16 protein-coding genes, 2 tRNA genes and 1 other RNA gene are annotated in these 20,853 nt (G+C 69.9%); 9 read left to right on the top strand and 10 right to left on the bottom strand.

Annotated features, from left to right (window positions below; translation table 11 throughout):
- Window positions 1–23: 23 nt before the first annotated feature.
- Both zapE and L1280_RS06230 read left to right on the top strand, forming a co-directional pair.
- Window positions 24–1,040, top strand: coding sequence for a cell division protein ZapE (gene zapE, locus L1280_RS06235; RefSeq protein ID WP_253581502.1), 1,017 nt, complete (start codon window positions 24–26; stop codon window positions 1,038–1,040).
- Window positions 1,041–1,086: 46 nt separating this feature from the next.
- Entirely contained in the window at window positions 1,087–1,335 is a 249-nt protein-coding gene (locus tag L1280_RS06230; RefSeq protein WP_104989860.1) for a hypothetical protein, read from the top strand.
- Between the two features lie 44 nt (window positions 1,336–1,379).
- On the opposite strand, the gene L1280_RS06225 is transcribed toward L1280_RS06230, so the two are convergent.
- The 8 genes from L1280_RS06225 to L1280_RS06190 all read right to left on the bottom strand — a co-directional run bounded on the left by L1280_RS06225 (window position 1,380) and on the right by L1280_RS06190 (window position 9,815).
- Window positions 1,380–1,466, bottom strand: a tRNA-Leu gene (locus L1280_RS06225).
- A 57-nt stretch (window positions 1,467–1,523) separates the two neighbouring features.
- Window positions 1,524–1,871: a transfer-messenger RNA gene (gene ssrA, locus L1280_RS06220) on the bottom strand.
- Between the two features lie 108 nt (window positions 1,872–1,979).
- On the bottom strand, window positions 1,980–4,151 hold the full coding sequence (locus L1280_RS06215) for a family 1 glycosylhydrolase (protein ID WP_253581241.1): 2,172 nt from the start codon (window positions 4,149–4,151) through the stop codon (window positions 1,980–1,982).
- Window positions 4,152–4,424: 273 nt separating this feature from the next.
- Entirely contained in the window at window positions 4,425–5,348 is a 924-nt protein-coding gene (locus L1280_RS06210; RefSeq protein WP_253581240.1) for an endonuclease/exonuclease/phosphatase family protein, read from the bottom strand.
- A gap of 136 nt (window positions 5,349–5,484) precedes the next feature.
- Window positions 5,485–6,546, bottom strand: coding sequence for a spore photoproduct lyase family protein (locus tag L1280_RS06205; RefSeq protein WP_253581239.1), 1,062 nt, complete (start codon window positions 6,544–6,546; stop codon window positions 5,485–5,487).
- 108 nt (window positions 6,547–6,654) lie between these two features.
- A complete protein-coding gene (gene hflX, locus L1280_RS06200; RefSeq protein WP_253581238.1) occupies window positions 6,655–8,364 on the bottom strand; it encodes a GTPase HflX in 1,710 nt (569 codons plus the stop codon).
- A gap of 347 nt (window positions 8,365–8,711) precedes the next feature.
- Window positions 8,712–9,629 carry an aminoglycoside phosphotransferase family protein gene (locus L1280_RS06195; RefSeq protein ID WP_253581237.1) on the bottom strand — a complete coding sequence of 306 codons (918 nt, stop codon included), beginning with the start codon at window positions 9,627–9,629 and terminating at the stop codon, window positions 8,712–8,714.
- A gap of 96 nt (window positions 9,630–9,725) precedes the next feature.
- Window positions 9,726–9,815, bottom strand: a tRNA-Ser gene (locus L1280_RS06190).
- Between the two features lie 124 nt (window positions 9,816–9,939).
- Between L1280_RS06190 and L1280_RS06185 the strand changes: the two genes are divergently transcribed.
- Together L1280_RS06185 and murJ are read left to right on the top strand one after the other, a co-directional pair.
- On the top strand, window positions 9,940–10,950 hold the full coding sequence (locus L1280_RS06185; protein ID WP_253581236.1) for a hypothetical protein: 1,011 nt from the start codon (window positions 9,940–9,942) through the stop codon (window positions 10,948–10,950).
- A gap of 57 nt (window positions 10,951–11,007) precedes the next feature.
- Window positions 11,008–12,591 (top strand): murein biosynthesis integral membrane protein MurJ, encoded by a 1,584-nt coding sequence (gene murJ, locus L1280_RS06180; RefSeq protein ID WP_371922884.1) that lies wholly within the window; start codon window positions 11,008–11,010, stop codon window positions 12,589–12,591.
- An 81-nt stretch (window positions 12,592–12,672) separates the two neighbouring features.
- Here murJ and L1280_RS06175 read toward each other — a convergent pair whose 3' ends face one another.
- Entirely contained in the window at window positions 12,673–13,239 is a 567-nt protein-coding gene (locus L1280_RS06175) for a YdcF family protein (protein WP_253581235.1), read from the bottom strand.
- Between the two features lie 276 nt (window positions 13,240–13,515).
- Between L1280_RS06175 and topA the strand changes: the two genes are divergently transcribed.
- The 3 genes from topA to mqnC are packed head-to-tail and all read left to right on the top strand — an operon-like array spanning window position 13,516 to window position 17,996.
- Window positions 13,516–16,452, top strand: coding sequence for a type I DNA topoisomerase (gene topA / locus L1280_RS06170; protein WP_253581234.1), 2,937 nt, complete (start codon window positions 13,516–13,518; stop codon window positions 16,450–16,452).
- A 3-nt stretch (window positions 16,453–16,455) separates the two neighbouring features.
- Window positions 16,456–16,779, top strand: a complete 324-nt coding sequence (locus L1280_RS06165) for a hypothetical protein (RefSeq protein WP_253581233.1) — start codon at window positions 16,456–16,458, stop codon at window positions 16,777–16,779.
- 44 nt (window positions 16,780–16,823) lie between these two features.
- A complete protein-coding gene (mqnC, locus tag L1280_RS06160) occupies window positions 16,824–17,996 on the top strand; it encodes a cyclic dehypoxanthinyl futalosine synthase (RefSeq protein WP_253581232.1) in 1,173 nt (390 codons plus the stop codon).
- 137 nt (window positions 17,997–18,133) lie between these two features.
- Here the strand turns inward: mqnC and L1280_RS06155 are convergent, their stop codons facing one another.
- The gene (locus L1280_RS06155; protein WP_253581231.1) at window positions 18,134–18,280 is read right to left on the bottom strand and encodes a hypothetical protein; all 147 of its coding nucleotides are present in this window, start codon (window positions 18,278–18,280) and stop codon (window positions 18,134–18,136) included.
- 124 nt (window positions 18,281–18,404) lie between these two features.
- Here L1280_RS06155 and L1280_RS06150 point away from each other — a divergent pair, with 124 nt between their 5' ends.
- Both L1280_RS06150 and dusA read left to right on the top strand, forming a co-directional pair.
- Complete coding sequence (locus L1280_RS06150; protein ID WP_253581230.1) at window positions 18,405–19,664, top strand: sugar phosphate nucleotidyltransferase; 1,260 nt, start codon at window positions 18,405–18,407, stop codon at window positions 19,662–19,664.
- An 85-nt stretch (window positions 19,665–19,749) separates the two neighbouring features.
- A complete protein-coding gene (gene dusA / locus L1280_RS06145; protein WP_253581229.1) occupies window positions 19,750–20,775 on the top strand; it encodes a tRNA dihydrouridine(20/20a) synthase DusA in 1,026 nt (341 codons plus the stop codon).
- Window positions 20,776–20,853: the final 78 nt, after the last annotated feature.

Genomic DNA, 20,853 nt, shown 5'->3' with positions numbered 1-20,853 from the left:
TCATGGCCCACCGCCCGCTTTCCATGATCGACCTCCTCGCCCGCCGCCCCAGCCTCAGCCCCGAGGAACTCATCGCCGACCTCTCGCCCAGCGCCCGCTTCCACGGGGTGCGCTTCGAGAACTACCGGCCCAACCCCGAGTTTCCCAGCCAGGAAGAAGCCCGGCGCTCGCTGCAACTCTTCTTGCAGGGGGCGCAGGCGCGGCCCGGCGGCTTCCGCCTCTTCCGCCGCTCCAGGCCCGAGGGCCGGGGTCTGTACCTCGACGGCGGCTTCGGGGTGGGCAAGACGCACCTGCTGGCAAGCACCTACCACGCGGCCCAGGGCACGCGGGCGCTGATGAGCTTTCAGGACCTGATGTACGTGATCGGGGCGCTCGGCATGGGCCGGGCGGTGGACGCCTTTCGTGGACACGACCTGCTGCTGATCGACGAGTTCGAACTCGACGACCCTGGCAACACCCACATGGCGAACACCTTCCTGGGGCAACTGATGCCCGCCGGGACGAGCGTGGTCGCCACCTCCAACACCGAGCCGGGGGCGCTGGGGCAGGGCCGCTTCAACGCCACCGACTTCCAGCGCCAGATTCAGGGCATCGCCGACCGCTTCGAAACCCACCGCATCGACGGCCCCGACTACCGCCAGCGCGGTACAGCCCCGGCGCAGCCCCTCGGCGCCGACGAGTTCGCCGCGTGGCGGGCGCGGCAGCCGGACGCGGGCCTCGCCGTGGTCAGCCACCGCGACCTGGGCCGCCTGCTGATCGACGTTCACCCCAGCCGCTTCGCCCGGCTGCTCGCGGGGGTAGAGGCCCTGGGGGTGACGGGGCTCGCCCCCATGCCCGACCAGAACGTCGCCCTGCGCTTCGTGCACTTCGTGGACAAGCTGTATGACCTCGGCCTGCGGGCGGCCTTTACCGGGGCGCCGCTGGGCACCCTCTTTTCCGAGACCTACCGCCACGGCGCCTACGCCAAGAAGTACAGCCGTTGCCTCAGCCGCCTCTCCGAGCTGCTGCACGAGGCGCGGGCGGACCTCGCCGCCGGGTGAAGGTCGCCTCATCTCCCGTCACCGCCCGCCCCGCTACGGTCAGGGCATGACCCAGGACCAGAACCGCAACTTCACGATGGTGCTGCCCGGCGGAAGCGTCCCCGCCCGTTTCGTCACCCTGCCCGACGGCACACCCGGTGTGGAGGTGGAGGGCGTGCAGTTTCCCCACGTCACCGACGAGGTGCCCCACGGCATCAAGGGCAACACCGACGAGCAGCGCCGCGTGATCGACGGCCTGCGCCTGCGCTTCAAGATCACGTCCGAGCCGACCGTGCTCGCCTTTGACGTGGAGTGAGGCATACAGGAATGAAAAAGCCCCGCCTGGTGCGGGGTTTCTCGTGGTGCCGAGAACGGGACTTGAACCCGTATACCCTTGCGGGTGTTCGATTTTAAGTCGAATGCGTCTACCGATTCCGCCATCCCGGCAGGGAGCCTGTGCCCCGGCAGTATAGAAAAAACCCCGCCTCTGGGGGCGGGGCTGTGTGGTGGAGGTGGGCGGAGTCGAACCGCCGTCCAAAGGTCCGTTCAGTGTGCGTCTACGTGTGTATCCCGCTCTTTGATTGTCGGGTCGCAGGCCACCAGCGGGCGGGTTTCCTTTGACCTTATCTCCACTTATCTTCGCCTACCGCTATGGAGCCTCGCGTCGGCTAGCCTTCTTTTGTTGCAGTTCGCGCCGCGCCAAAGGCCGGGCTAGGCGGTCACTGTCTCACTTAAGCAGCGAGAGCGTAGTTCTGGTTGCCAGTTAATGGCTTTGCCGTTTGTTTACGAGGCCAACGGCACCTCGACACGCAACATCACCTTCAGTTCCCCTGTCGAAACCGGGTCACCCCCAGTGCGTCGCCGGACCTAACCGGCGAAGAAGAGTGTAGCAGAGGGCGTCCCGGCGCACCCTGACCATTCGCACGTTCCACCCTCATGCAGCCGTCAGCCCGGACAGGCTCAGTCCGCCGCCAGTTCCGCCCGCTCGGGCAACTCGGCGTGCTGTGCCCAGCGTCCCAGAGCGTCTACGAAGCTCGGCATGACCTCGCCGCGCTCGCTGCCCAGGGCGCTGAAGGCGGGCCGGAGGGCGGGCAGACCCAGCTCGGCGGTGGGGACGCCTTCCACCAGCCCCGCGTCCAGGCCGGTCACGTCGGCCACCATGCGGGCGAAGTCGGCCCAGCTCACGGCGCCGGGGTTGGCGAGATGCCACACGCCGCGCTCGCCGTCGATGAGGAGGTCGAGCACCGCCCGCGTGAGGTCGGGCACGTAGGTGGGCGAGACCACCTGATCGTCGGCCGCCCGCAGCACCCGCCCGGCCCCCAGCTCGCGGACCACGTGCGCGGCGAAGTTGTAAGGGTCCCAAGGCCCGAAAAAGGCGCTCGTGCGGATGACCAGGGCCTCCGGCAGCGCCCCCAGCACCGCCTCCTCGGCGGCGCGTTTGCTGCGGCCATAGGCGTTCAGGGGGTTGGGGGGGTCCAACTCCACGTAGGGTGCCCCCTTGCGCCCATCGAACACGAGGTCGGAGGAGAAGGTCACCAGCCGCACCCCGGCCCCGGCGCAGGCCCCCGCCAGCAGGCGCGGCCCGTCCACGTTCTCGCGGTCGTTGCGGGGATCTCGCTCGGCGTCGTCCACCCGCACGTAACCGGCGGCGTTCACGACGGCCCAGGGCTGGTGCTCGGCCAGTGCCCGCGCCACCGACGCCGCGTCCGCGATGTCGCAGTCATTCCGCCGCAGCAGCCGGTAGGGGAGGCCGCGCCCCTCGCACTCGCGGGCGAGCGCCTGCCCCAGCGTGCCCGTCGCCCCGGTGATCAAAATGGGAGCTCCGGCGGGTTCGTCCGCCCGTACTGGGCCGAAGGGCGGGAAGGTCAGGCGCCCCGGCCGCTCCCACCATCCCGGCCCGGCGAGGACCGGGTGGGAGGGTGTCTGCCCGGTCGCCAGTTCGCGGGCCAGGGTCACCAGCGCGGTGGGGCGCGGCTCGGGAGAGCGGATGTCCCACAGGCCACTCTCGTAGTGCCCGTCGCGGCGGGTCAGCAGGCTGTTCCACTCCCAGGCCCCCATCGCCGCCCAGACGGTGATCGCCCGCACGTCGGCCCCCTCGGCGCGGACCTCCTGCGCGGCCTGCCACGCGCCCGCCAGCCAGCGCAGTTGCTCCTCGCGGGTGCAGCCCAGGTGCACTTCGGTGATCGCCAGGGGCAGGCCGTAGCGGGCGTGCGCCTCGCGCAATCGGTCGCCAGGGCCACCGATCCCCTCGCCGCGCACCCGCACCGCCTCCACGTCGGCGTAGCGGTCGCGGCCGTTGCCGCCGTGGGTGTGACCAGGGTAGTGGCTCAGCCGCTCGTCGAGAAAGCGCTCGCTCGTCACATACACGTTCAGGCCCAGCACGTCGGGCGGACAGGGGTTCTCAGCAAACCAGCGGACCTCGTGCTCGGGGGCGCCGATCCAGCGCAGGTACTTCCACATCGGGTGCCCCTCGTCCACCCGGCCCAGCAGCAGGTCGAGGCTCAGCCAGCGCCGCTCGTTCTCGAAGTCGGCCTGGTAGCGCATGCGCGGGGTGCTGTAGGTCCGGCCCAGGTCCTCGGTCTGAATCAATCGGGCCGCCGGATTTACCGCCCGAATCTCACGCATCGCCAGGGCCGTCGCCTGAAGCTGGTGAAAGAGGGCCGTCCAGAACGACCGCTCGTCCCGCGCGTGGGGGTACCAGTGGCCGTACAGCGCCGAGAAGCGGGCCGTGGTCAGGGGTTCATTGACGGGCGTATACGCGCCCAGGTGCGGATACCGCTCGGCCACCGCCCGCGCGTAGGCCTGCACTCCCTTGACGAACCCAGGGTCCAGCAGGTGCGTGTGACGCGGCCCGCTGCCGTGGTGCACCAGCCCCACGATGGGCTCGACTCCCCTGTCCGCCAGCCGCGCGAGCCGGGTGTCGGCCCAGTGCCAGTCGGCCCGCTCGGGGCCGTAGGGGGCGGTGCGCTCCCACAGCAGCGGAAAGCGCATGGCCGTGATGCCCAGGTCGGCCAGGCGGTCGAGGTCGTCCAGCCGGTGATCGAAGCCGCTCAGGGCATTCTGGTCGAGGTAATCGTTCCCCACGCGGCTGACGGTCGGCTCGACCCCCGCCCACAGTTCCAGGTTGTGCATGCATCCTCCCCCTGCTCCCGGAAGCGGGGACCGCAGTCCTTCCCAGGTGGCCCGTCAGGGCCACAAATCGGCGTCTCAGAAGTGCCCCGGCGGCACTCCCCGGACAGGGAGGGCGCGGCCCCTCGCCCGGCTTGCCGAGCAAAAGACCTTCGGGCATTGTGCCCGCCCAGGAGAGGTGCGAATTCTCACAAAGCGCGGGGCAGGCTTAATGCGTTTGTCAGTTCATGTGGGGATTTCCTAGAGCCTCTTTAAAGGGGACCGAACAGGGGCGTCTCAGCGGTACTCCGCCAGCAGCGCCCGGTGGTCACTGCCCGATTCCGGCAAGACCCTTGTTCGCGTCGGCGTCAAGCCCTGGGCCATCAGATGGTCGATTCGCAACCACAAGCCCGGAAAGGTCCACCCTGGCCCCCGCCCGACGAGGTCGTGGGCGTCCGGCCCCACCGAGCGCCGCAACTCCTGGTAGGCCAGACCACGTGGCGGCGTGTTGAGGTCGCCGCCCAACAGCAGCGGCCCTGTCCCCTTCCCTGCGATGGCCGAAAGCCGCGACACCTGCGCCGTCCGCACGTCCCGCGTCTGGCGCACACGGTCAAAGTCGCCGCGCCGCACGCTGGACACAAGGACGGTTCCCAGATGCACGTTGAGCACCCGCACCTCCTGGCCCCGCCAGCGCACCCGCGTTTCCAGAAAGGTGCGGCGGGTGCCCGGCGCCGCATGGTTGGTGGCTGACAGAACGGGCAGGCGTGAGAGGGTGGTCACCTCATATCCCGTCCGCACCGCGTAGCCGGGCAGCCGGGCGAGCAGGGCCTCGCGGAAGCCGGGGCGCACGAAGTTGGTTTCCTGAAGCAGCAGCAGGTCCGCGTCCGCCGCCCGCAGCGCCGCCGCGATCTCGTCCGGGGACCCGCGCAGCCCCTGCGCCACGTTGAAGGTGACGACCCGCAGCGGCCCGTCCGTCTGGGGCCGCCAGTGCAGCAGACCCGCACCCCCGGCGGCGAGGAGCGTTCCCGCCAGCGCGACCGCCACCCCCCGCCGTCGCCACAGCGTCCACCCCAGCACCAGTGGCGCGGGCAGCAGCCACAGCAGCGGCGGCGCGTAGGCGAGCAGCAGCGTGGGCACCGTCCGCTCCCCGACCCACTCGCCCAGCGCCCAGATCAGCGCGACCGTCAGCAGATACAGCCAGGCGAGGCGCGAACGAACCATGCCCGCGAGTCTGCCACGCAAGATGATGGATTGACCCTCTCCCCCCGTGGAGAGGGGCGCTGCGCAGCAGCGGGGTAAGGGGGCGGGTGACCACCTCACCCGCCCACCCAAGGCGGAGAACAGCCCAGGTCAGGACCTAAAACGCATACCGCACCCGGCACTCCGGCAACGCCCGCGCCAGCAGCTCCGTGAAGCGGGCCACCGCCTTCCCCTTGAAGCCGTAACGGTAGCGGACATTCTCGCCGCCGTATTGCGAGCGCTTCTGCTCCTGCCACTGCGGAGTCCACAGGAGGGATTCGGCCTTGGGGTGCCACCCCAGGTTGACCTCGTGCAGACCAGCATTGTGCGTCAGGAAGATCACCTCGGCGGCAAGCTGGGCGCGGGCTTTTTCTGAAAGCGACTCACGCACCTCGCGCAGCAGCTCCGCATAGTCGGCGGTCCAGCCCTCGTAGATCACGACGGGCGAGAAGTTGAGATGCACCTCGTAGCCCGCCTCCACGAAGTCGTTGATGGCGGCGATGCGCTCCCGGATGGGCGAGGTCCGCACGTCCAGCACGCGGGCGAGGGGGCGCGGCATCAGCGAGAAGCGGATGCGGGTCTTGCTCTGCGGGTCGTAGGTCAACAGGTCGCGGTTGACATACTTGGTGGCAAAAGATGCTTTGGCGTTGGGCAGGGTGCGGTAAAGCGCCACCATGTCGCGCACATTGTCCGAGAGCAGCGCGTCCACGCTCAGGTCGCTGTTCTCCCCGATGTCGTAGACCCACAGGTGGGAGTCCACCTGATTGGGCTCCGCCTTCGGCCCCAGCTTCTCCGCGTGGCGGCGCAGCGCCCGCTCCGCGTCCTCCACATTCACAAAGGTCGTGATCGGGTTGGCGAAGCCCTTGCGCCGGGGGACGTAGCAATACGCGCAGCTCAGCGCACACCCGTTGGCGAGGCCGGGCGCGATCCAGTCCGCGCTGCGCCCGTTCTCGCGCAGGGCGAAGGTCTTGCGGACCCCCAGCACCAGCACCTGCCGCTTGATCCGTACCCACTCGCGCACCAGCCCCGCGTTGCCGTGCAGCCCCGGAATATTCCAGTGCGAGTCCACCAGCGTCCGTGCCGCCTCCGGAAACCGCGCCAAAATCTCCCGCCCCCGCGCGTACTCCTCGACCCTTGGCTCCAGGTAGATGTGCCGGATGTCGAGCAGGGGGGACGTCATTGACCTATTTGACCTCAAGTTGGCGCAGGATTCTGTAGCCTTCGCGCCCTCCCAGCGCGAAAAAAAGCCCCCAGCCGCGAAGCCGGGGGCCTTGGATTGCTGACTGCTCTAGCGGTACTCTGCCGCCCGCTCCCGCGCTTCCTCTCGCAGGGCGAGTTCCTGGCGCTGCACCCCGGCCACCGCGTCCGCGAGAGCGTCCTTGAGGTCGGTCAGGCCCAGGGACTTCAGGGCACTGACGGGAATGCCGCCCGTACGCTCCACCTCGCGCTCCAGCACGTCGGGGTCGGCGGCCTCAGCCTTGTTCAGGGCGACGACGGTGGGCATCTCGCGGAAGCCGAGGTCCTCCAGGATGCGGTTCACCGCGTCCAGGCGGGTGTCGGCCCCCGGTGCCGCCACGTCCACCACATGCAGCAGCACGTCGGCGTCCCCGATCTCCTCCAGCGTGGCGCGGAAGGCGCGGGCGAGGTCCTTGGGCAGGTCGCGGATAAAGCCCACCGTGTCGGTAAAGACCACCGGGCCGATGCCCTCGATAAAGCCCTGGCGGCTGGTCGGGCGCAGGGTGGCGAAGAGCTTGTTCTCGGCCAGCACCCGGCGCGGTTCCTCGGCGGCGTGGGTAAAGGCGTTCAGCAGGGTGGACTTGCCCGCGTTGGTGTACCCCACGATGGACACGACGGGCACGTCATTGCGGGCACGGCCCTTGCGCCGTTCCTCGCGCCGAACGGCGACGCCTTCCAGTTGTTTCTCCAGAAAGGCGAGGCGGTCGTTGATGCGGCGGCGGTCCAGCTCCAGCTTGGTTTCACCGGGGCCACGCGTGCCGATGGAGCCACCCGCCGCGCTGCCCGCCGAGCCGCCGATGCGCGAGAGCTGAGCGCCCGCACCCAGCAGTCGGGGCTTCATGTACCGGAGCTGCGCGAGTTCCACCTGCAGCCGCGACTCGACCCCCTGCGCGTGCAGCGCAAAGATGTCGAGGATGAGCTGGGTGCGGTCCAGAATCTTCAGCCCGGTCGCCGCCTCGATCTCGCGGGCCTGGGCCGGGCCGAGTTCCTGCCCGAAGATCAGGAGGTCGGCGTCGAGATGGTAGGCCTTGCTCGTCAGTTCTTCGAGCTTGCCCGCCCCGACCAGCGTCCCCGCTTTCAGATGGCGGCGGTAGACGAGTTCCTTGTGGACGACCTCGGCCCCCGCCGTGCGGGCGAGTTCCGAGAGTTCCTCCAGCCGCTCCTCGGCGTCGAACTCGCCCTGGTCGATCTGGACGAGGATGGCCCGTTCGCGGTCCTTTTTCGCCTCGCGGGTGCGGGCGGCGCGGGCGATTTCCTCCTCCAGCGCCGACACCTGCGCTCCGAGGTCGAACTCGTCGATCTGGAAGCTGGGCACCGGGTCGAGGATGCGCCAGTCTTCTTCCTCGCCCACCGTGCCGGGCGGGGTGAGGTGCGCGGTGTGAACCAGACCGGGCTGGCCCTCATTCCGCACCTCGATGGCGCTCACCGCGTCCAGCCGCTTGAGGAAGAGTGTGGAAAGGTCGCCCTTGCTGAGCGACCCGCCGCGGGGGTGGGTGTGCAGCAGGTGGAAGCCCGCCAGCCGGTTCTCGCCGAGGCGCAGGTCGGGCAGTTCGGCCCCCTTCGCGTCCGCCACGCTGACCGAGAGCACCCGGCCCCGGCGGTCAATCAGCACGCTGATCTCGCGGCGGATGTCGTGCGAGAGTTCCGCGAGGTTTCGGGCGAGTTCGGGCGAGCCGACCCGCCCCGGCTCGATGCGGCGGCGGTACAGGTTCCCGAGGGACTTCAGTTGGGCCGGGCGCAGGCCCGAGGTGTTGCCAAGCACTTTATCTATGTGAGGTCACATCCTTTGCAGGGGTGAGAGATTGCGGTTGGCCCCCAGGGTCAACCCGAGCAGAGCGAGAAGCAACAAGGGCGGGTTGCAGGAGCTGAAGGAGGATTCGGCGTTTTTCCGAACCCTGAGGAATCGGACGCAATCCGTACGAGAAGGGGTGGAAAAACGCACTCTGGGCCGCGCGGCAGGTACCGGGCGGCGGGGCTGGAGGCACGTTCCGGCATCACCCCAGGGTAGATCGGGGGAGCAGCGGAAAAGGTGTGCCTTTACTTCAGGAGGTTGAGCATCGTGGGGCCAGAGTGCCACGCGGGCGGGGCCGGGAGCATCCGCCGGGTGGCCTACCGGGTGGGGGAGTCGAGGAGCACCTGCGACAAGGCATAACGCGACCGCGCCACCATCGCCGGGTTGGTGTGCAGGTAGTAGGGAATCTCGGCGGCGGCGATAGAAAGCGCCCAGCCCCGCCCCCTCACCCAGGTTGCCTCGTCGCAGCCCACGGCCTCGCGGAACACCAGCCGCGATTCGGCGTCCAGCCAGTTCCACGCCACGGCCAGCTCACACGCCGGGTCGCCCACCCGCAGCGCTCCGAAGTCGATCACGGCGCTGAGGCGCCCGTGCTCGGCCAGCAGGTTGTCGGATTTCAGGTCGCCGTGGATCCAGACGGGGGCGTCGTCCCAGACTGGCGCTTGCAGGGCCACCTCCCACGCTGCGGTGAGGGCCACCCGGTCCAGATCGTCGGGCGACCGGGCGATGTTCTCGCGGGTGTAGGCGTCACGGCTCAGCAGGGGGGCGCCGCGTTCTCCGCCAGTTGAGTCTGCCATTGGTGCACCTGTCGGGTCCATCGCTTGCAGTGCTCGGATGAAGCCCGCCAGGTCGCGCGCTGCCTGCGGAAAGTCAGTCAGGTTCTCCCGGAACGCCGGTTCGCCCGGCAGCCAGCGGTACACGCCCCAGGTCAGGGGGGAGCCCTCGCCCGGCTGACCCAGGGCCAGCGGCACCGGAATCGTCAGCGGGAGATGCGGGGCGAGCCGCGGCAGCCACGCCAGCTCCTGCTCCACCTGCCCGGCGGCACTGGGACGGCGGGGCAGCCGCACGGCGAGGGCGTCCCCCAGGCGGTAGATCGCGTTGTCGCTGCCCGCCGAGGAGAACACGCGCACGGGCAGGTCGGCCCACTCCGGGAATTGAGTGGCGAGCAGGCGCCGCACCAGTCCCGTGTTCGTCTCGATCTCGTCGGCGTGGAGGCGGACCGGAGCGTCTGTCATCGTCACTCAGCGTAAGGGGCGTCCGGTCAGGCCGCGCCCGCCAAAGGGCCTACGGCACACGAAAAACGCCAACCCCGATCAGGGCTGGCGTTTCTTTGGCGAAGAGGGTGGGATTCGAACCCACGGTAGCCTTGCGACTACTTCGGTTTTCGAGACCGACCCATTCAACCACTCTGGCACCTCTCCGCGTATGGTTGCTCTGGCCGGGGCCAGTGGGCGACCGGGAGCATAGCACGGCAGCGGGGAGATGTGGAGGGGGGCTATCAGATTTGCGCCTCCGACCCGGCCCCGTCTGGGGCACAGTAGAGCCATGCGGCGACCTCTCCTTCTGCTCGCCAGCGCGGCCCTGTCCGGCATGGCGCTGGCGGCGACCCGTGTGCCCGGCACCTTCACCTACTACTCGGCGGCCCGCGACCCCATCACCGACGCGAATACGGGCAGCGTGGTCATCGACGAGGTGAACGATACCTCCGGCCAGACGCGCTTCGCCCTGCGCTGCGCCGACCGCGACCGCCCAGCGCTGTGGGCCACCCTGACCACCAAGAATGCCCTCCTGAGCGAGGACGAGGCCTACGCGGGCCTCAAACCCGCCGTGACCATTCGGCTGGGTGATGACCCCGCCGTCGTGCTGCGCGACTCGGACCTCGTGAGCGTGGTGGATACCCGCGAGAACGTGCTGACACGCAATATCGGCTTTCAAGGCGCGGTCGTGCGGCAGATCGCCGCTGGGCTCAATGCGGGCAAGCGGCTGGTGGTGCGGGTCAACCGCCGGACCGGGGGGCAGGCGCTGACCTACACCTTCCCGGCGCGGGGCTTCGACGTGGCGTGGGCGGGCGTGAACGGGTGCCAGCCCTACGGCCGGGTGGCGACGGCCGCGCCGCGTGCGACCACCCCTTCCACCCCGGCGGCCGGTGCCCCCAAGTTCACCGAGTGGTATTTCACGACCTGCCGCGACACGGTGAGCGGGGCCTCCCGCGCTGGGCTGGTGGCGGGGCGGGCGCACCTGTGTGACCTCGTGATCGAGACGGTTCCCAATGGGGCACGTCCAGTCGCCGCCGAGTTCCGCTACGAGCTGGAATACCGCGAGGGCGGGCGCACCGGCAAGCTGACCCTGCCCGGCGTGGACCGCTGGCCCTCTGCCGGGGGCACCGTGACCCGCTTTCGGCAGGAGGGGAGCCGCCTGGTCTTTACCCTGCCGCTGAACGTGCGCGTCCGGGCCGAGCGGGTGTACACCAGCATCAACGTGACGGGCAAGGTGACCTTCGACAACGGCAGCGTCAAGAGCGTGTACGAGCCGCTGCCGGTACGTCCGGGGAACTGACCGGAGCGGGCCGCTGGAAGCTGGCGGCTGGCCGCTCCCCGCACTACAGTTGGCCCCGTGACCGTTCCGCCCGCTGCGCCCGATCCCAGTCCGCCGCCCCAGGGTCCGGCCTCGCCCGCCCCGGCTCCGGCTCCCCGGCGCTCGCTGCGGGTGAACACCCTGATCGTGATGGCGGGGACGCTGGGGTCGCGGCTTTCGGGCATTGTGCGGCAGCAGATCATCAACCTGTTCGACGCGACCCTCACCGACGCCTTCACGGTCGCGGTGCGGGTGCCCAACCTCTTGCGGGAGTTGCTGGCGGAGGGGGCGCTCGTCAACTCCTTCATTCCGGTCTACAAGACGCTGGACGTGGCCGACCGCAAGAAGCTGGCACAGGCCTTCAGCGGTGTGCTGATCGCGGTGAACCTGCTGCTGATGGCGCTGGGCATCTTTGCGGCCCCCTGGATCGTGGACCTGCTCACCGCCGCGAACTCCAACGTGGACCCGGCGCTGGCAACGTACATGACCCGGCTGGTGATGCCCTTTCTGATGCTGATCAGCCTCTCGGCGGTGGCGATGGGGCTGCTGAACGCCGACGAGCACTTCAAGGAAAGCAGCTTCGCGCCCGTCGCCTTCAACATTGCGTCCATCGTCGCGCTGCTGCTGCTGCCCGACACGGCGACGTGGCTGGCCTTCGGGTGGCTGATCGGCGGGGTGGCGCAACTCGTGGTGCAGCTTCCGGCGCTCTCGCGCTTCGGGGTGCTGCCCACGCCCGCGCTGCGCGGCCACCCGGCGCTGGGGCGGGTGCTGCGGCAGATGGCCCCCTTCACCCTGACGGCGGGGGCGCGGCAGGTCCTGAACGTCTACGTGACGCGGCTGCTCACAAACAGCAGTCAGTTTCCGGTGGGCACCCAGACGGGCTATGCCAACGCGGAGGCCCTCTTCACGATGGCAAACGGCCTCTTCGTGGTCTCGCCCGTGCTGGCCCTCTTTCCGCGCTTTTCGCAACACGCGGCTGACCGGGACTGGGCCGCGTTCCGGGCGCTGACGGTGCAGGGCCTGCGGACCACCACCTTTTTCGCCGCGCCCATGAGTGCGCTGCTGCTGGCGCTGGCTCCCTATGCCGTGAGTCTCTTCAACCTGGGCCGCAACTTCGAGGTCGCCAAGTTCCAGGCGGGGTCGGGCATCCTGACCGGGTGGGCGCTGGCGCTGGTGCCCTGGGCGGTCGTGACCGTGCTGCTGCGGACCTTCTACGCCCGCGAGCGCACGCGCGAAGCCGTGGTCGTCAGCGCCGCAGGCTTCGTGCTGGAGGTCGGGCTGTACAACCTGCTGGTGCCCCGGCTGGGCTTTCTGGGCTTCGGGCTGAGCACGGCGATCAGCGGCGTGCTGATGGCGGGAGCCCTCGTCTTCATGTACCGCCGCGCCCTGGGCTTCCCCTCGCGCGAGGTCGCCGGGCACCTGCTGCGGGTGGTGCCGGTGGCCGCCGCCGCCGGTCTGGCCGCGTGGTTGGTGTCGCTGGTGATGCCCGAGCCCGGCTTCATCGTGCCCGGCGTGGTCGGGCTGGCGCTGGCGGGCGGCGTGGGGCTGGCCGTGTACCTCGCCGGAGCGCTGGCCCTGCGGCTGCCGGAGGTGGCGGGGGTGCTGCGGCGACTGGGGCAGTAGAGCGTGTGGCTTGTAGAAGGAAGGTGGGAGACGCTTCGGAACGTCTCCCACCTTCTTCTCGGCTCCACGACACCACTTTCTCTAGCGCACCCCCACCACCGCATACCCCACCAAAGCCAGTCGCTCCCGCAGCAGGTAGCGCCCGGCGGGAGGCTGGCTCAGCGGGCTGGGGCTGGCATTGGCGGTGAGGTCCAGGGCGTGCGCCAGGGCCAGGGCGCGGGGCGTGTGCGCTGAGTCAGTCACCAGGGTGAGGGGCGTGGCGGGGGGCAGCAGGGCACGGGCGCCGCGCAGGTTCTCGACCGTGGTGCGGCTGGCCGTTTCCGCGACCAGGGCCGAGGCCGGGACGCCCGCTGCCCGCAGGTACCGGACCCCGACCTCGCCCTCTGAGTGGGGGTCGCCGGGCCGCCGCCCGCCCGTCACCACGACGCGGCGCACTCCGCCTGCCCGGTACAGCGCGAGGGCGTGGTCGAGCCGCCGGGCAAAGGCCGGGCTGGGCGTGCCCGCGTACTGCGCGGCCCCCAGCACCACGACGGTGGGGTAGGGGGCACTCGCGGGGGTCGGCACACGCGGCAACAGCAGAAAACCGAGAACCAAGCCGAGCAGCACCAGCAGCGGCAGCAGCGAAGCGGTGGACCCCCGGTCACGCATGGGAGCCGAGCGTAGCACGGGCCATGCCTGTCGTCCTGCACGGCGAGGGCAGGAAGCCGGGTCACCCTGGAAACGCAGGATTCGCGCCGCTTCGCTTGCCCCGGTCAGCCCTGAACCCAGAGGCACACGTCGCGTTTCCGATCCTGCCCCTTTCTGTCTGCGCCTAAGCAGCAGATGGAGAACTTGCCCCACGCCCAATCGCATCCCACACCGCCGTGCGCCCCGGAGAGGGCGTGCTACGCTCGGCGCACTTCGCCCCGGTGGAGCCCCTCTCTTATGCCCAGAACCCTCGTGATCGTCGAGTCGCCCGCCAAGGCGAGAACCATCGAGAAGTACCTCGGGAAGGGGTACGCGGTGGAGTCCTCCATCGGGCATATCCGCGACCTGCCCAAAAGCGCCGCCGACATCCCCGAGAAGTACAAGGGCAAGGCCTGGGCGCGGCTCGGCCTGGACGTGGAAGACGACTTCAGACCCCTGTACATCGTCTCCCCGGAAAAGCGCCAGCACGTCGCCCGCCTGAAGAAGCTGGCCGCCGAAGCCGACGAGATTATCCTGGCGACCGACGACGACCGCGAGGGCGAGAGCATCGCTTGGCATCTGTATCAGGAACTCAAGCCCAAGGTCCCGGTGCGCCGGATGGTCTTCCACGAGATCACCAAGGAAGCCATTCAGCAGGCCATCCAGAACCCGCGCGACATCGACACCAACCTCGTGGAGGCCCAGGAGGCCCGCCGGGCGCTGGACCGCCTGTACGGGTACGAGGTCAGCCCGGTCCTCTGGAAGAAGGTCGCGCCCAAGCTGAGCGCGGGCCGGGTGCAGTCGGTGGCGACCCGGATGCTCGTCGAGCGTGAGCGCGAGCGGATGCGCTTCGTGAGCGCGGTGTGGTGGGACCTCGTGGTGACGGGGCGCACGGCGGCGGGAGCGACCTTCCCCGCCCGCCTCACCGATGTGGACGGGGTGCGGCTGGCGACGGGCAAGGACTTCGACCCCCTCACCGGGCGGCTGAGGGATAGCGCGGGGGTCCGTCTGCTGGACGAGGCGGCGGCCCGTGCCCTCGCAGATGGCCTGACGGGGCAGCCTCTCCGGGTCACCTCGGCGGAGGAGAAGCCCTTTACCCAGCGGCCCTACGCGCCCTTTATCACCTCCACCCTCCAGCAGGAGGGCAGTCGCAAGCTGGGCTTCGCGGCCACCCGGACCATGCGGGCGGCGCAGCGGCTCTACGAGGGCGGCTACATCACCTACATGCGCACCGACTCCACCAACCTCTCTTTGGAGGCGGTGACGGCGGCCCGCACCCAGGTGAAGGCCATGTACGGGCAGGACTACCTCTCGCCCCAGCCGCGTGTGTACGCCAAGAAGGCCAAGAACGCGCAGGAGGCGCACGAGGCGATTCGGCCCGCCGGGTCCAGCTTCCGCACGCCCGATTCGCTGCGCGGCGAACTCTCGGGCGACGAGTGGCGCCTCTACGACCTGATCTGGAAGCGCACGGTCGCCTGCCAGATGGCCGACGCGCGGGGCCGCAGCCTGCGGGTCCGGTTGTCCGGGCAAGTGACGACCGGCGAGGCCGTGGGTCTGAGTGCCTCCGGGCGCACCATCGACTTCCCCGGCTTCTTACGGGCCTACGTGGAGGGGAGCGACGACCCCGCCGCCGCCCTGGAGGACCGCGAGACGCCCCTGCCCCCCCTGAGGGAAGGCGAGCGCGTCACCGCCGAGTCGGTGAAGGCCGAGGACCACGAGACGCAACCCCCTGCCCGCTACACCGAGGCCTCGCTGGTGCAGGCGTTGGAGGGGGCGGGCATCGGGCGGCCCTCGACCTACGCCTCGATTCTGGGCACCATTCAGGACCGGGGCTATGCGGTCAAGAAGGGGCAGGCGCTGGTGCCCACCTGGACGGCCTTCGCCACCTCCGCGCTGCTGGAGGGGCACTTCGGGAATCTGGTGGACTACGACTTCACCGCCCGGATGGAGGAGGCCCTCGACGACATCGCGGGCGGGCGGGCGCAGCGGGTGCCGTACCTGCGGCGCTTCTATCTGGGCGAGGGCGGCGAGGGAATGGCGCTGCGTCCCCTGATCGACTCCAAGATGGGCGAGATTGACGCGCGGGGCATCGCCACCATCCATGTGCCCCGGCTTGCGGGCAGCGGCATCGAGGTCCGGGTGGGCCGCTACGGGGCTTACATGCAGCGCGGTGAGGAGAAGGTCAACCTCCCCGACGATCTGCTGCCCGACGACCTGACGCTGGAGCGGGCCGAGGACCTGTTCAGCCGCCCCACCGGGGACCGGGTGTTGGGCGAGGACCCCGCGACCGGGCATCCGGTGGTGGTGCGGGCCGGGCGCTACGGCCCCTACGTGACGCTGGGGGAGGGGACACCGCCCATCCGCTCGGCCAGCCTGTTCCCCGGCGACGACCCCGCCACGCTCACGCTGGAGCGGGCGCTGCGGCTGCTGAGCCTGCCGCGGCTGGTGGGCGTCGCAGAGGGCGAGGAAATCTGGGCGCAGAATGGGAAGTTCGGCCCATATCTCAAGCGCGGCAACGACTCGCGCAGCCTCGCCACACACGAGCAACTGTTCACCGTGACGCTGCCCGAGGCCGAGGCGATCTTCATGCAGCCGCGTTTCCGGGGTCGGGGGACGGCTGCCGCACCGCTGCGGACCTTCGAGTACGAGGGCCGTGCCCCCATCCTGCTGAAGTCGGGCCGCTTCGGGCCGTACCTCACCGACGGCGAGAAGAATGCCACCCTCCGCAAGGGCGAGGACGAGACCAGTCTGACCGCCGAACGTGCGCTGGAGATTCTGGAGGAGCGCGGCAAGGAGCCGAAGAAGAAGCCGGGCACGCGAGCGGCGAAGACAGGGGCGAAGGCCGGGGCCAAGACGGGGACGGCGAAGGAGGCCGCACCGCGCAAAGTCGCCTCGGGCGCCGCGACTCGCAAGACGACGGGGAAGGCCTCAGCAAGCAAAACGGCCAGCAAGACCGCCGCGAAGAAGTCGCCCGCCAAAGCGAGCACGCCCAAAGCCCCCGCCCTCACCTGGGCCGATCTGAAACCCCACCTCGGCGTCCTGAGCGACACCGAGCGGGCGCTCGTCACCGCCACCCGTGACCAGGGTCGCAAGGTGGAGGATGTGGCCCCAGAACTCGGCCTGGACGTGAAAAAGGCCAAGGGCATGGCCCTGCAAGCCAGCAAGAAACTCAACCAGGCGGCGCGGGGAGGCTGAGCCTTGCCCGCTCGGCCCACCCGCCCCGAGCCGCCTCAGGCCCTGCACCTCGCGCGGCTGGCGGGGGGCACGCCGGGCGAGTGGGTGGCCCTCCCCGGCGGCGGGCTGCGGGTGCTCGCGCTGCCGGGCAAGGTGGGCGGTCCCACCGTGAGGGGCTGGCTGACCTGCCTCGCGGGAGAAGCCGTGCTTGACCTTCCCCACGGCGAGTTCGTTCGCCTGCGGGCCGCCGAGGGCTACCGGGTCACGCCCGCCGAACCCTGGACCGCCCTTCCCATCAAGGCGGGAACGGTCCTCCTGCTCGTCCCCGAGAACGCTGCTGGAGCGTGAGGGCCGGGACGCTTGACGCCCCCGCGCGGTGCTAGCGTGCGGGCATGACGGCGGACGTGCAAGTGAGGGCCGGGGTGCTGGAGAAAGCCGCTTCCGGGGTGCGGCTGGAGGCGCAGGAGCTGGAGGCGCTGTACGCCCTGCCCCTTCCCGAGGTGGCGGCGGTGGCGCACGGGCTGCGACTGGAGCGCACCCCCGCCGAGGTCGTCACCTTCCTGATCGACCGCAACATCAACTACACCAACATCTGCAACGTGGGCTGCAACTTCTGCGCCTTCTACCGCACCCGCCGCCAGAGCGACAGCTACGTGCTGGACTACGAGCAGATCAGCGCCAAAATCCGTGACCTGGAGGCAGTGGGCGGCACCCGCATCCTGCTTCAGGGCGGGGTTAACCCAGCGCTGGGGTTGGACTACTACACCGGGCTGCTGCGGCATGTGCGCGAGCATCACCCCACCATCCGCATCGACGCCTTCTCGCCCGAGGAAGTTCTGTTCATGGAGAAGAGCTTCGGCCTGAGCCTGGACGAGCTGCTCGACACCCTGATCGACGCCGGGCTGCATGGGCTGCCGGGGGCAGGCGGCGAGATTCTGGAGGACGAGGTGCGGGCCAAGGCCGCCCCCGCCCGCATCCGCAGCGCCGACTGGTTCCGCATCATCGACGCGGCGCAGCGCAAGGGGCTCTACACCATCGCCACGATGGTGATCGGCTTCGGGGAGACGGTCGCGCAGCGGGTGCGCCACCTCACCCGGTTGCGCGAGCAGCAGGACCGGGCGCTGCGCGAGTACGGCGGAAACGGCTTTTCGGGCTTTGCCCTGTGGACCCTCCAGACCCAGCACACCCGGTTGCACGGCAAGGCCCCCGGTGCCTCGGCCCACGAGTACCTCCAGCAGCTCGCGGTCGCGCGGATCGCGCTGGACAACTTTCCCAACCTGCAAGCCTCGTGGCCGGGGCAGGGGTTCAAGGTCGCGCAGGCATCGCTGTACTACGGGGCGAATGACCTCGGCTCGACCATGCTGGAGGAGAACGTCGTCTCGGCGGCGGGGGGGCACGGGCGGCATAAGGCCACCGTGCGCGAACTCGTGCGGATCGCCGTGGACGCGGGCTTTACCCCCGCCATTCGCAACAGCCGTTTCCAGATCATCGAATGGCCCGACGCGGACGCCGTGCTGGGGCGAGCGGAAAATAACCCCGAGGCAGAGCGGGCGGTCGGGGCGTAGGGCGCGGCCAACTCTGCCCCTTCACCCCGCTGACTGCTGTGACGATGGAGGAAACACCGCAGCCGCCGCCTCCCAGCCCACTGGAGGGGGTGTGCCTTTTCCCGCTGATCGGGGTGAGTTCTGGAAGCTGCGTCCGGTCAGGCCGGGTGCCCACCGCGCGGAGGGGCCGGAGTGCGGCGGGTATCTCCGCTACTGCCATCGGCGCCGAGATTCAGCCGGGCCTGCCGGGCGGCAGCGTGGGCCGTCAGCGCGAGCAGGACCATCAGGACGAGAAGTGCGAACATGGGACCAGCGTAGGCGGCGGGCTTCTCATGTGCCTTGCCGGGGCCTGAAGGTGGGAGGGGGGGTAAACTCCTCTCGACCCCTCCCTCATGTGCGGCCGGGGAAAAGCCCCGCAGACTGACCCCTGTGAATACGCGCATCGCGGGAAAAAAGGTCCTCGCCATCGTCCTCGCCGGTGGCAAGGGGAGCCGCCTCGCTCCCCTCACGACCGAACGGGCCAAGCCCGCCGTGCCCTTTCTGGGCACCTACCGCCTGATCGACTTCTCGCTCTCGAACCTCGTCCACAGCGGGGTGCAGGACGTGTGGGTGGTCGAGCAGTACCTGCCTCACGGCCTCAACGACCACCTCTCGGGCGGGCGGCCCTGGGACCTCGACCGCACGCGCGGCGGGCTGGTGGTGATGCCGCCCTTTTCCAGCCCCGAGAACGAGGACGGCGAGTTTGCGCAGGGCAACGCCCACGCCCTCGCCCAGCACGTGCCGCTGATGCGCGAGTTCGCCCCCGACGTGGTGCTGGTCATGAGCGCCGACCACATCTACAAGCTGGATTACTCCGACGTGATCCGCGAGCACGTTCGCCGGGAGGCCAGCGTCACGATGGTGACCACCGACCTGGGGGACGAGGCGCAGGCCACCCGCTTCGGCAACGTGCGGGCGGACGCGGAGGGCAAGGTCACCGAGTTCGCCTACAAACCCGACGAGCCGCTGGGGAAGACCGTGACCGCTGAGGTCTTCGTGTACGACGCGGCCATTCTGATGGACACCCTGGAGGAGCTGGAGCGGCAGGGCGAAGTGGGCGATTACGGCGAGGAACTGTTGCCCGCCCTCGTCGCGCGGGGGGACGCCTACGCCTTTCCGCTGGAGGGCTACTGGATGGACGTGGGCACGCTGGACGCCTACATGCAGACCCATCAGGACTTTCTGGACGGCCAGGGCTTCCCGCTGGACACGCCCGACTGGCCCTTTATCACCAGTTCCATCGCCCGCCCGCCGACGCGGATTCACGGCAGCGCCCGGATGGACCACACCTATGTCTGCGGCGGCGCCGTGATCGCGGGCGAGGTGCTGGGCAGCGTGATTGGCCCCAACGCGGTCGTGGAGGAGGGGGCCAGTGTCCGGGACAGCATCGTGCAGCCGGGGGCGGTCGTGAAGGCCGGGGCACGGGTCAATCGCGCCATCGTGGACCAGGGGGCGGTCGTAGAGGCGGATGCGGTGATCGGGGGCGAGGAGGCGGACGCGCCCCTCAGCGTGATCGGGGCGCACAGCGTCGTGGAGTCGGGCGCGAAGGTTGGCCCCGGCCTGATCGTGGAGCCGCGTCAGACCGTCCGCGCCGGGCACGAGGACGAGGTCGCGCAACCTGCCGAGCGGGACGACAAGGCCGGAAAGTAAAGGCAGAGGAGCCGGGGAACCGTGGGCGAGGGCCTGCGGTTCCCTTCCCATTTCCAGCCGCTCCCACCCCGTACACTGCCGGGCGATGAGCGCCGCCTCCCGCCTTCCCCACACCCTCTCGGTCGCCCCGATGATGGACTGGACCGACCGGCACTGCCGGGTCTTCCACCGCACGTTGACCCGCCGCACCCTGCTCTACACCGAGATGGTCACGACCGGGGCCATCCTGCACGGCGACCGCGAACGGCACCTGGGGTTCAGCGCGGTCGAGCATCCCGTCGCCCTGCAACTCGGCGGCTCGGACCCGGCGGCGCTCGCCGAGTGCGCCCGCATCGCCGAAGATTGGGGCTACGACGAGGTCAACCTCAACTGCGGCTGCCCGTCCGACCGGGTGCAGAGCGGCGCGTTCGGCGCCTGCCTGATGGCGACCCCCGACGTGGTGGCCCGCGCGGTGGAGGCGATGCGGGGGGCGACCCGCCTGCCCGTGACGGTCAAGCACCGCATTGGGATTGACGATCTGGACAGCTACGCGCACCTCACCCGGTTCGTGTCCACCGTCGCGGCGGCGGGCTGCGAGACCTTCATCGTCCATGCCCGCAAAGCGTGGCTCTCCGGCCTCTCCCCGAAGGAGAACCGCGAGATTCCTCCGCTACGGTACGAGGTGGTGCGGCAGCTGGGGGCCGACTTTCCAGGGCTGACGGTGGTGCTCAACGGCGGTGTCCTGACCCTGGAGGCCGCCCGCGAGCACCTGACCTGGGCCGACGGCGTGATGATCGGGCGGGCGGCTTACGGGGACCCCTACCTCCTGGCAACCGCCGACCGGGACGTGTTTGGGGAGGACGTGGCCCCGCCCACCCGCCGCGAGGCGATCGAAGCCTTCCTGCCCTACGTCGCCGCGCAGCTTGAGCAGGGGCAACCCCTCAACCGGATGATGAAGCACACCCTGGGCCTGTTCGCGGGCCAGCCGGGAGCGCGGCACTGGAAGCGCACGCTGAGCGAGGAGGGCCACCGCCCTGCTGCTGGGCTGGATGTGGTGCGCCGGGCGCTGGCGGGGGTGCCGGACAGCGTGCTGGACGCACGGCCGGGAGTGGGGGAGGAGCAGGCAGTTTGACCGCTTCCAGCATTTGACAGACGGGCAGGAGCAGCGACAAAGAACCCCTCGCCGAGCGTGAGGTGAGGGGCTTGTCTC

Origin of the sequence: Deinococcus sp. HSC-46F16 (assembly GCF_024171495.1) — a bacterium.
GTDB lineage: Bacteria > Deinococcota > Deinococci > Deinococcales > Deinococcaceae > Deinococcus.
Note: the sequence above shows the minus strand (reverse complement) of the source record. Positions and strands in the feature narration are given on the sequence as shown.